Raw genomic sequence first — 11161 nt, 5'->3', positions numbered from 1 at the left:
CCGAGCTGCCGGCCGGTCGCAGCACGAGCGTGGTCAGCGAGTACGGCGGCAGCGTGCGCACGGTGGCGCTGCCCGAGCGGCCGGTGCTGATCCCGGTCGCGCCGTTGGCGAGCGTGTGCACTGTCGGGGCCTCGTCGGCCGGGGTGAAACCGGCGTAGTCGAGCGCCACCGGGTGGGCGTTGTCCGGGTCCTTGTTCAGCAGCAGGACCGCGACGCTGCCGTCCGGCCGCCGGACCGCGTGCGCGGCGACCAGCGGCTCGTCGGTCCCGGCGCGGACGAGCTGGTCACCGGGCCGGGCGAACAGGTTCATCATGGACAGCGCGTGGTACGGCGCGAACGGGGTGTTGAACGCCGGCTGGCACACCTCACCGTCGCTGGTGCAGTTGCCGCTGGACAGCATCCCGAAGTCGCCGTAGTCGGTCTGCCCGGCCACCTCGGAGACGGTGCCGATGCCGTTGTGCACGTTCCACCACTGCACCGTGAAGACGCCCTGCCCAGCAGGCCGCTGTAGGCGTCGGCCAGGAACAGCGCGCCGGGCGCGGTGGTGCGGCCGGCGTCCACGTTCAGCTCGGTGAAGCTGATCCCGATCCGGTCCGCGCCGGGGCCGGCGTACCTGGCGATCTGCTGGCAGCAGCCAGGCCGCGTCGGGCAAATGGTTGGTCCGGGCCAGCGAGTCGGCGGCGTTGCCGCCCGGGTACCAGTGCACGTCCACGAAGTCGATCTTCGGGCCGGCGAGGGAGAGCACGGTCTGGTTCCACGGGCCCGGGTCGGAGCCGGCGGTGATCCCGTCCGGCCAGTTGCCGGGCATGGTGAGCACCGCGCCGACCTTGATGCTCGGGTCGACCGCCTTCATCGCGTCGGCGTACTCGATCACCAGCCGCGCGTACTGGGCGGCGCTCTTGTCCGGGTGGTCGTCGGCCTCCCAGGCCGAGCCGTAGTGGCCGTTGCCGTAGTTCTCGTTCCCGACGGTCCACCACCTGGCGCCGTAGCCCTTTGTGACGTTGGCGTACCGGACCCAGGCGGCGGCCTCGGCGGGCGTGCCGGTGCCGTAGTTCGCGATGATCATCGGCTGGGCGCCGACGCGGCGGGCGCCGGCCATGAACGTGTCGAAGTCGGTGTTCGGCGCGACGTAGCCGCCGGGCGCGGTGTGCGTCTCCCAGTGGTAGATGTCGGCGTACGAGCCGCCGGGGTAGCGCAGCATCTTCACACCCGCGGCCTTGAGCAGGTCGGACGTCTCGGCGCTGCCGAGCTGCGAGTCCCAGATGGCGTGGTTGACGCCGAGCGCGGTCTCCGGGACCGTGGCCAGCCCGGCGCGGGTGTTCACGGTGACGGTGACCGGGTCGGTGGGGTCGGCGGCGGCGACCGGTCCGCCGACGGTGCTGAGCGCGGTGGCGAGCAGGAGCAGGCTGGCCGCGAACGCGGTGGTTCTCCTCATGCGGGGGTGTCCTCCGGGGAGTGGGACGACGAGGCGATGCCCGGTCTGCGTCGTCCTCCCGGACGCCTGGCGGCGGCGGGATGCCCAGGAACGACGATCGGCTCCGCGCGGCGAGCCATCGACGAGGATCATACGCCCGGCGTCGGGGAGTGCAGGGCTTAATTTATAGACAGGAGTCTTTACTGTTAACAATGTTTAATTTATGTTCGGGGCACCTTCCGTTCCCCCCGAAGGAGTTGCCACCATGCGTCGAAGAATCACCCTCCCGCTGCTCACCGCAGGCGCCGTGACCGGCACGCTGGCGCTCGCCGCGCCCGCGCAGGCCCACGGCTACGTCTCCTCACCGCCCAGCCGCCAGGCGCTGTGCGCGCAGAACCGGGTGCCCGACTGCGGCCAGATCAAGTACGAGCCGCAGAGCGTCGAGGGCCCCAAGGGCCTGCGCAGCTGCCACGCCGGCATCGCCCAGTTCGCGGTCCTCAACGACGACAGCCGCAACTGGCCGGCCACCTCGGTCGGCAGCACCGTCACGTTCACCTGGGTCAACACCGCCCGCCACGCCACCGCCAACTGGGAGTACTGGATCGGTGGCACCCGGGTCGCCGTGGTCGACGGCGGTGGCCGTCAGCCCGGCGCGACCGTGTCGCACACGGTCAACCTCGGCGGCTTCTCCGGCCGGCAGAAACTGCTCGCCATCTGGAACATCTCCGACACCGCCAACGCCTTCTACTCCTGCGTCGACCTGCAGATCGGCGGCGGTGGCGGCAACCCGACCCCGTCGCCCACGCCGACGGCGGCGCCGACCACCCCCGCGCCCTCGCCCACGCCCACCCGGACCAGCACGCCGGCGCCGGGCGGCACGTGGACGGCCGGACGGGCGTACCAGGTCGGTGACACGGTCACCTACGACGGCCGCAGCTACCGCTGCCGCCAGGCGCACACCGCCATCGCCGGCTGGGAGCCGCCGAACGTGCCGGCGCTGTGGCAGCAGATCTGAGCCCGCGTACCCGCGCGGCGGAGCCGGCCGGTCCCCGGCTCCGCCGCGCGTCCGCGGCCCTGCTCGGCGTGATGCTGACCCTGGCCGGTTGCGGCGGCCCGCCCGCGGCCGATCCGTCCCCGCCGGTCCCGTCCGCCACGGCCTCGGCCCCGGACACCACGGTCAGCGGGATCGACGCGCTGTTCCTGGCCATGATGGTGGCCCACACCGAGCAGACGCTGGAGATCGTGCGGCTCGGTCTCGACCGCGCCACCGATACGCGGATCCGCACGCTGATCGCCGCCGTGCGGGCCACCGAGACCGACGAACTGGCCACCATGCGCGAATGGCTGCGCGACGCCGGGCCGTCGGCCGCCGCCGCGGCCGCCCGGCACGACCACTCCGGGCACAGCGACGCTGCCGCCGGACTGGCCCGGCTGCGCGCCGCCGCGCCCGCCGACGCCGACCGCGTGCTGGTCGACGTGCTGAGCCGGCACCAGCGCACCGCGGCCGACCTGGCCCGCGCCCAGGTCGCCGCCGGCACCAGCGAGCGGGTACGCGAGCTGGCCCGCCGGATCGAGCGCTCCCGGACCGCGGAGATCGAACTGATGGGCCGGATGGGCTGAAACGGCGCGCCCGCACGCCCCGGAGCTGCCCGGACGCGCCATGACCTTCGTCACGTCGACGTCGCGCCCACCGGCCCGCCGAGGTTCACGAATCGGCGCGCAACCGCCCTTTTCCGTGAGCCGCCGGCCCGCCGTGCGGCCGTGCGCAGGCCCGGGACGCCTCGTCCGTCGGCAAAATCCGCCCCGGTCTGTCGCCGGTCGTGGTTAGGCTTCCCGCCGGACGTCGCCCCGCCGCGCGTTCCGCCCGCGCCCGGACGGTGCGTGGCGACCCCCACCGCCTTCGGCAGCCGAACCGGATCCAGGAGACCGTTAGTGACCCAGCAACCCGTCGCGACGTCGACAAAGCTCGACGCCGCGGTGCTCAAGGTGGCCGGCGTCGTCGTGCTCGGCGCGATCATGTCGATCCTCGACGTGACAGTCGTCAGCGTGGCGCTCCCGACGTTCCAGAGCGAGTTCGACGCCTCGTACGCGCGCGTCGCGTGGACCATGACGGGCTACACGCTCGCGCTGGCCACGGTGATCCCGCTCAGCGGCTGGGCCGCCGACCGGTTCGGCACGAAACGCCTCTACATGGTGGCGCTGGCGCTGTTCACCATCGGCTCCGGGCTCTGCGCCACCGCCGACTCGATCGGCGAGCTGATCGCCTGGCGTGTGGTCCAGGGCCTCGGCGGCGGCATGCTCATGCCGCTCGGCATGACGATCATGACCCGGGCCGCCGGCCCGCACCGCATCGGCCGCCTGATGGCAGTGCTCGGCATCCCGATGCTGCTCGGCCCGATCACCGGCCCGATCCTCGGCGGCTGGCTGATCGACGTCGCCAGCTGGCACTGGATCTTCCTGATCAACCTGCCGATCGGCGTGGTGGCGCTGATCTACGCCCAGCTCGCGCTGCCGAAGGACAACGCCGAGCCGTCCCAGGCGTTCGACTTCCTCGGCATGCTGATGCTGTCGCCGGGTCTGGCCCTGTTCCTGTACGGCATCTCCACGCTGCCCGAGACCGGCACGATCGCCGACACCAAGGTCTGGCTGCCGATGCTGGCCGGCGGCGCGCTCGTGGTCGCCTTCGTGGCCTACTCGTTCCGGCCCCGCCATCCGTTGCTCGACCTGCGGCTGTTCCGCAACCGCAACCTCACCATCGCCTCGATCACCATGTTCGTGTTCATCATCGCGTTCATGGGCGCGGGCCTGCTGTTCCCGAGCTACTTCCTGCAGGTGCGGGGTGAGACGACGCTCGCCGCGGGCCTGCTGATCGCGCCGCAGGGCATCGGCGCCATGCTGACCATGCCGATCGCGGGCACGCTCGCCGACCGGGTGCCGGTCGGCCGGACGGTGCCCTTCGCGCTGGTGCTCATCGCGGCCGGGTTCTTCACCTTCACGCAGCTCGGCACCGACACCTCGTACTGGCTGCTCTGCGGCTCGTTGTTCGTGATGGGCCTCGGCATGGGCGGCACGATGATGCCGATCATGACCTCGGCGCTGAAGACGCTCAGCGCCGCCGAGGTGGCGCGCGGCTCCACGCTGGTCAACATCCTCCAGCAGATCGGCGGATCGATCGGCGCCGCGATCATGTCGGTCATCCTCACCAGCGAGCTGAACGGCTCGCGGCCCATCCCCGGCGTGACTGACCCGGGCACCGGCGCCCCGCTGACCGAATCCCAGCTCGCCATCGCCGCACAGCAGCGGCCCGAGCTGATCCAGCAGTTCCCGGTGCCGCCGTCGCTCATCGAGCGGGGGCTCGACTACGCCGCGGGCGCCTTCTCGACCACGTTCTGGGTCGCGTTCGGGCTGGTGCTGCTCACCTTCGTCCCGGCCGCCTTCCTGCCGCGCCGGCGTGAGCCGTCGCACCTGCTCGACGGCGAGACGGGCGAGGACAAGCAGCCGATGGCGCTGCCGATCCACTGACCGCCGTGACCGGGGCCGGACGCCTGAGCGTCCGGCCCCGCGCCACATCGGTGCGGTGCCGCCCGCCGTGCCGGGTGGGCGCGTTGTCGGCCACCCGCCGGTGTCCTCGCGCTGTCGGCCCGCCCGGCCGTGTCGGCGTGGCTTTCGCCGCCGGGACCGTGCCGGGGGGGCCAACCCGCCACCGGGGCCGTGACGAGCGCCTACGATCGGCACAGGGGGCCGGCGGGGAGAGGCGGGCAGCGTGAGCGCAGACGACGCGCAGCGGTCGGCGCGACGGCGTAAAACCGCATGCTGCTGGCGGGCCTGCTCGCCGTCGTCGGGCTCATCCTGCTGCTGCTCGGGCTCACCGTCGCCAGCGGCACCGTGGCCGGCGTCGAGGTGGTGCTGGCGCTGCTGCTCCTGGTCAGCAGCTACGCGATCCAGCGGCTGGCCCGCCGCGAGACCGTCTACCGCGACGAGCGGCGCTGACCGGCGCGGCGGTCCGGCCGGGCTAGGCTGCCAGTGTGGATCACGAAGACCGGATCGCGCTGTTCCTCGACTACGAGAACCTGGCCCTGGGCGTACGCGACCACCACGGTGGTGGTGCGTTCGACTTCCGGCCGATCGCCGACGCGCTCGCCGAGCGGGGGCGGGTGGTGGTGCGCCGGGCGTACGCGGACTGGTCGTACTTCGACGAGGACCGGCGGATGCTCACCCGGTCGCACGTCGAGCTGATCGAGATCCCGCAGCGGATGGGCGCCTCCCGCAAGAACGCCGCGGACATCAAGATGGCGGTGGACGCGGTCGAGCTGGCGTTCGAACGCGGCTACATCTCCACGTTCGTGATCTGCACGGGCGACAGCGACTTCACTCCGCTGGTCCACAAGCTGCGCGAACTCAACAAGCGGGTGATCGGTGTGGGGGTGGAGAAGTCCACCTCGGCGTTGCTGCCGCCGGCCTGCGACGAGTTCCTCTACTACGACCGCCTCGAAGGCGTCGACGTGCCGCCGCCGTCCGCCCGCCGGTCGCGTCCGGCCCGGACGGCGCCGCCCGGGCCGGTGGCGGAACCGGTGGCGGAGGTCGCGCCGGAAGCCGCTGCGGCCGAGGAGGGGCGGGCCCGGGACGTCGACACGCTCGCCGTCCAGCTCGTACAGACGGTGGCCGGCATGCAGGGCAGCTCCAGCGGTGACGTGACCGCGTCCGCGCTCAAGCGCGCGCTGCTGCGCAAGGACCCGACGTTCAGCGAGTCCGACTACGGCTTCCGTACCTTCGGCGAGCTGCTGCGCCACCTCGCCGCGCGCAACGTGGTGGAGCTGGCGGCGGGGCCGGCGAAGGGCGACCCGGAGGTGTCGCTTCCGGAACAGGGCGACCGCGACGTCGCGTTCGGGCTGCTGCGATCAGTGGTGGTGGACCTGGCCGGCGAGGGCGGCGCGGTGGCGCTGTCCGGGCTGAAGGACCAGCTCCGGCGCGCCCGGCCCGACTTCAGCGAGAAGAAGCTCGGATATCGCAGCTTCCTGCAGTTCTGCAAGGCGGCCGCGACGGGCGGCGCGGTCGAGCTGCGCTGGAGCCCAGAAGACGGCGACTACCTCCTGACCCCCCACACCCCCTGACCCCCCACCCCACCCGCCCCTCGCCCTTCGTTCCCGCGATCTTGCACTTGCGGCCCGCCTAAAGCGGGATTAATCCGGCATCTGCGGGGCGCGAAGTGCAAGATCGACGGCGAGGGTGAGGCGGGGTGACCGCGAGGGCGGGACGGCGGGGAAGTGGGAGAGCGGCGAGCGTGGGGCGGGGTCAGGGGAGGGTTGCGTCTTGCTGGGCTGTTGCGCCGGAACCGACGGCCAGGCCGAGGTGCAGGCCCACCAGGTCCAGGACGCTCGGCTCGGCGGATGCGGCGGACGGGCTCGGCTCCGCTGTCGGATCGGGCTCGCCGGTCGGAACCGGATCAGCCGTCGGGCTCACGCTCGGCGCCGGCGTCGCCGGACCGGCGGCGGGTGGGCCGGACGATTCGACGATCACGGGCGTACGGCCGCTCACGCGCGTCGACGGGGATCCGGCGGCAGGTGGCGCGGTGGTGGGGACCCGATCACCCGAACCGGCGGCCGGAGGTCGCGGCGCGGGCCGGGGCGGCCGGGACGCAGGGGGAGACGACGGGTTGACCGGGGTCGCCACGGGCGGCACTGACGAAACGGCCGGTGGGGGTGCGGTCGCCGGGTGGGTCGCGGTTCGGGCTGCCGGGTCGGTCTGCCCGGCGGTCGCGGTCCAGGTGCCGGCGGAGGTGACGCCCAGCAGTACGGCCATCGCTGCGACGCCCGCCGCGGCCAGCCGCTGGGGGAGCGCCCGTTCGGCGGGGGCGTCCCACGGCCCGAGTGGCCGGGGTGGGCGGGGCCGGGCGGCCCGGTGGGCGGACCACAGCGCCTCGACGTCCTCCACCACCGCGGTGCGCGTACCGGTGGCGTCGGCGTGGGCCAGGGTGAGGTAGAACCGGGCGTTCGCCGCGCCCGGCGCCGGCACGCGCAGACCCGCCGGTGCGCCGCCGTCCGTGCCGTGCAGCAGGGTGACCGGACGGCCGGGGTGGTGCCCGAGTCCGCGCAGAGTCCGCAGGGGCCACTCCCGGCCGACGCCGGGCCCGGTGAAGGCGACCCGCCGGTCGGTCACCACGGCGGCGCCGCTGGCGATCACGCGCAGCCCGGCCGGTAGCGGGCCCTCGGCCGGGTCGAGACATCCGGCGAGCGTGCCGCCCGGCACCGGCAGTCCGGGCAGGTGCCGGGCCGCGGCCTCGACGAGGTCGACGGTGGGCAGGATGCGGTAGACGACCTCTCCGTCGTCCAGTGGCACCGGTAGCGGGGCGCCGGCCAGGACGCACCCGTGGAAGCCGGCCGCCTCGATCCGCAGCCGGTCGAGGTGCTCCGCGCGCCGCCGCCAGGCCCGCGCCGCCGTCTCGTACGCCTGGCGCCGGCGCTCGTTCTCGCGCCGCGCCCAGGCCAGCCGCCGCCGGGGATGAGCCCCGATCGCGTCGGGTCGCCTCGCCGTCACACCTGGTACAACGCCCTGCGTAAGCCGCGGATACGTGAGCGCGGCTATCGTCCGGTTTGGCGGTGGTATGCCCGCGATTACACTTCGGGGCATGCCGCGGATCGTCCAGTTGCTGGCCTCGCCCGTGCACCGGTACGTGGGCCGCCCCGCGGACGGGCCCGCCCCCGCGCCGCCGGGTGAACTGGTCGAGCGGGTGGAGGTGCGCGCCGGTCTCGGCATCGTCGGTGACCGCTACTTCGGCCGCCCGGCGCACCGCCAGGCGAGCGTCACGCTGATCGCGCGGGAGTCGCTGCCGCCCGGGGCGGACCTCACCCAGTTGCGACGTAACGTGCTGACCGACGGCATCCCGGTGGACGAGCTGGTCGGCCGGGTGCTCACGCTCGACTCCGGCGACGGTCCGGTCCGCCTGCGGGTGCACCGGGCCGCGCCGCCGTGCGCCTGGCTCGACGTGGTGGTCGCGCCCGGCACCTGGAAGGCGATGCGTCGCCGGGGCGGTGTGCGCTGCGCGCCGCTCACCGACGGCGTCCTGCGGGTCGGGCCGGTCACCGTCTCCGTCGACGACGACTGACCCGGTTCGGGAACTTTTCCCGCCCGCCGGCCGACCAACCGGAGGTCGCCGACAGTCAGGCCCGGTGGCAGGAGGGACGCCAGGGATGAACCGAGCGGGCAGCGGATCCGTACCGTCGGGCATGACGATGTCGGGCCCGCGGGCCGGCCGAGGATGAGCCCGGACGCCGACGACGAGCAGGTGACCGGGTGGGCCCGGAGCGCCGCCCGTGGTGACCGGCTGGCCGCTGCCGCGTTCGTCCGTGCCCTCCAGGCGCCGGTGTGGCGGTTCCTCGCCCACCTGGCCGGGCCGGCCGAGGCCGACGACCTGGCCCAGGAGACGTTCCTGCGCGCGCTGCGCAGCCTGCCCGGCTTCGCGGGCCGGTCGTCGGCGCGTACCTGGGTCTTCACCATCGCCCGCCGGGTCGCGGTGGACCACGTGCGGGCGGCGACCGCGCGGCCCCGCACGGCCGCGCTGGCGGACTGGCAGGCCGCCGCCGAGGCGGCCGGGGCGGTGACCCGCGGCGGGGACGACGGGGTGGTGTTGCGCGGGCTCATCGCGGCGCTCGCCCCGGACCGCCGGGAGGCGTTCGTGGCCACCCAGGTGCTGGGCCTGTCCTACGCCGAGGCCGCCGAGGTGTGCGGCTGCCCGGTCGGCACGATCCGGTCCCGGGTCGCCCGCGCCCGGGAGGACCTGGCCGCCGCCTGGTCCGGCGACGTCCGTGACCGCCGCGCCCGCTGACACCCGCGGGCCCCGGCCGTCCGGCGGTTCAGGCCGCGCGCCGGTTGCGGGCCTGTGCGGGGTACGGGCCCGGCTGCACCAGCCGCAGCGGCGCCGGCGCGGCCGGTTCCTCGGTGCGCAGCGCCCACCGCGATCCGCTCGACCGGCCCCGCCCGGGCGGCGTGTCGCCGGGGCGCCAGCCCGGCCGGGACAGCACCAGCATCACGGCCCAGCCGACCAGCAGGAAGCCGTGGCTGACCAGCCGGGTCATCGCGACCTGACCGGTGATCAGGTCGTTCACCGACAGCAGCACCAGCGTGGCGACGAACGCGCTGAGCATCGGCAGCAGGCCGGACGGCGTGGTCCGGCGTGCCGCCACGTAGAGGAACCCGGCGCCGACTGCTACGTTCCACGCCGCCGACTCGTGCCACAGGTGCTGGCCGGAGGTGTGGGCGTGCGCGACGACCGCCTCCCGGCCGATCTGGGCCAGCCCGAGTACGAGCTGCACCGCGCCGAGCAACCCGAGCGCCCCGCGTAGTCCGAGCGCGATCCGCTGGCGGCGGCTCGGCCGGGGCGGCGGCGCGGCGGCGAGCACCGCGTCGACCAGGTCGGGTACGCGCGGGGCGAGCTGCGTACGGGCCCGCCGGGTGACCGCCGCGGCCGAGTCGAACCAGCCCCGGCAGCCGGCGCAGCCGGTCAGGTGCGCCTCGGCCGCCTCGATCTCCGAGCGGGACGCCTCACCGTCCAGCTGTGCCGACAGGATTTCCCGCCACTGCTCACACGCCATACAGGGATAGTCGTCCGGACCGGCGCGCTGGTTCCCGGCGGGGTGCCGGTCACGCCGCCGCGGCCGCTGACCGTTCCGCCCACGCGTGCAGCGCGTCCCGGTCGCCCGCCGAGTCCAGGTTCAGCGCAGCCTCGATCAGTGCCAGATGGGTGAACGCTTGCGGGAAGTTGCCCAGCGCCGTGCCGTCGGGCGCGCGTTCCTCCGGATGCAGGCCGAGCGGCCCGGCCCGGCCGGCCAGCCGGTCGAAGATGTCCCGCGCCTCGCCGTGCCGGCCGGCCAGTACCAGCGCCGAGACCAGCTCGAAGGAGCAGAGCAGGAACGCCCCCTCGGTGCCGGGCAGCCCGTCGTCGGCCCGGTAGCGCCGGATCAGGTCGGGCGCGACGGCGAGGTCGGCGCGGATCCGTTCGACGGTGGCGACCACCCGGGCGTCGTCGCCGGGCAGGAACCCGACGAGCGGCATCCGCAGCAGCGAGGCGTCCGGCTCGGTCCCGCCGTACGCCATGACGAAACTGCCGGCGCGCTCGTCGTACCCGCGGTCGAGCACCTCGGCGTGCAGCGCGTCACGTTCCCGGCGCCACCGGTCCACCGGCGCGGCGCCGTCGCCGAGCAGCCCGGCGAGGCGGATGCCCCGGTCCAGGCAGACCCAGGTCATCACCTTCGAGTAGACGTAGTGCCGGCACGGGCCGCGGATCTCCCACACCCCGTGGTCCGGTTCCCGCCAGCGCTCCGCCATGGTCTCGACGTGCCGCCGCAGCAGCGCCCACTGCGGGCCGGTCAGCTCGCCGGTGAGCAGCTGGTAGGCAAGCGCCGCGTCGAGGATGTGCCCGTACGTGTCGAACTGGATCTGGTTCGCCGCCTCGTTGCCGACCCGCACCGGCGCCGAGCCGGCGTAGCCGGACAGGTGCGGCAGCTCACGCTCCTCGGTGGCGTGGCCGTGGATGCCGACGAGCGGCGCGAGCGGATGCTGCCGCGCGCAGATGCCGAGCAGGAACCGCAGATAGCGGCGGCCCTCCTCGGCGTGGCCCAGGCGGAACAGCGCGAGCAGCAGCAGCGCCGCGTCCCGGTGCCAGGTGAAGCGGTAGTCCCAGTTGCGGACCCCGCCGATTCCTCGGGCAGCGATGTGGTCGGGGCGGCCAGCAGCGCGCCGGTCTCGTCGTAG

11 protein-coding genes are annotated in these 11161 nt (G+C 74.1%); 7 read left to right on the top strand and 4 right to left on the bottom strand.

Going from position 1 to position 11161, the window contains the following annotated elements; all coding sequences use genetic code 11:
* The coding region (locus MCBG_RS05035) for an alpha-L-arabinofuranosidase (protein ID WP_369799269.1) at positions 1-1435 on the bottom strand (1435 nt) is incomplete at its 3' end.
* A 244-nt stretch (positions 1436-1679) separates the two neighbouring features.
* Between MCBG_RS05035 and MCBG_RS05030 the strand changes: the two genes are divergently transcribed.
* The 5 genes from MCBG_RS05030 (at position 1680) to MCBG_RS05010 (ending at position 6525) form a co-directional block, all read left to right on the top strand.
* A complete protein-coding gene (locus MCBG_RS05030) occupies positions 1680-2429 on the top strand; it encodes a lytic polysaccharide monooxygenase (protein ID WP_043324278.1) in 750 nt (249 codons plus the stop codon).
* Positions 2414-3034: a DUF305 domain-containing protein gene (locus MCBG_RS05025; RefSeq protein WP_043324276.1), complete on the top strand. Its 621-nt coding sequence runs from the start codon at positions 2414-2416 to the stop codon at positions 3032-3034. Before MCBG_RS05030 ends, MCBG_RS05025 begins: the two co-directional genes overlap by 16 nt.
* A 312-nt stretch (positions 3035-3346) precedes the next feature.
* Positions 3347-4936: a DHA2 family efflux MFS transporter permease subunit gene (locus MCBG_RS05020; protein WP_043324274.1), complete on the top strand. Its 1590-nt coding sequence runs from the start codon at positions 3347-3349 to the stop codon at positions 4934-4936.
* Positions 4937-5224: 288 nt separating this feature from the next.
* Entirely contained in the window at positions 5225-5404 is a 180-nt protein-coding gene (locus tag MCBG_RS05015) for a hypothetical protein (RefSeq protein ID WP_205796838.1), read from the top strand.
* Between the two features lie 35 nt (positions 5405-5439).
* On the top strand, positions 5440-6525 hold the full coding sequence (locus tag MCBG_RS05010; protein ID WP_043324272.1) for a PIN domain-containing protein: 1086 nt from the start codon (positions 5440-5442) through the stop codon (positions 6523-6525).
* Positions 6526-6706: 181 nt separating this feature from the next.
* Here the strand turns inward: MCBG_RS05010 and MCBG_RS05005 are convergent, their stop codons facing one another.
* Positions 6707-7948 carry a hypothetical protein gene (locus MCBG_RS05005; protein WP_082930926.1) on the bottom strand — a complete coding sequence of 414 codons (1242 nt, stop codon included), beginning with the start codon at positions 7946-7948 and terminating at the stop codon, positions 6707-6709.
* Between the two features lie 91 nt (positions 7949-8039).
* Here MCBG_RS05005 and MCBG_RS05000 point away from each other — a divergent pair, with 91 nt between their 5' ends.
* Together MCBG_RS05000 and MCBG_RS04995 are read left to right on the top strand one after the other, a co-directional pair.
* Positions 8040-8516, top strand: a complete 477-nt coding sequence (locus MCBG_RS05000) for a molybdenum cofactor biosysynthesis protein (protein ID WP_043324270.1) — start codon at positions 8040-8042, stop codon at positions 8514-8516.
* A 153-nt stretch (positions 8517-8669) separates the two neighbouring features.
* Positions 8670-9236 (top strand): sigma-70 family RNA polymerase sigma factor, encoded by a 567-nt coding sequence (locus tag MCBG_RS04995; RefSeq protein WP_043324268.1) that lies wholly within the window; start codon positions 8670-8672, stop codon positions 9234-9236.
* A 28-nt stretch (positions 9237-9264) separates the two neighbouring features.
* On the opposite strand, the gene MCBG_RS04990 is transcribed toward MCBG_RS04995, so the two are convergent.
* Positions 9265-10002 carry a zf-HC2 domain-containing protein gene (locus MCBG_RS04990; RefSeq protein WP_043324265.1) on the bottom strand — a complete coding sequence of 246 codons (738 nt, stop codon included), beginning with the start codon at positions 10000-10002 and terminating at the stop codon, positions 9265-9267.
* Positions 10003-10051: 49 nt separating this feature from the next.
* A partial coding sequence (locus MCBG_RS04985) for a glycoside hydrolase family 15 protein (protein ID WP_198033271.1) occupies positions 10052-11161 on the bottom strand: 1110 nt, incomplete at its 5' end.

The organism is Micromonospora sp. M42 (assembly GCF_000568915.1).
Taxonomy (GTDB): Bacteria; Actinomycetota; Actinomycetes; order Mycobacteriales; family Micromonosporaceae; genus Micromonospora; species Micromonospora chalcea.
Note: the sequence above shows the minus strand (reverse complement) of the source record. Positions and strands in the feature narration are given on the sequence as shown.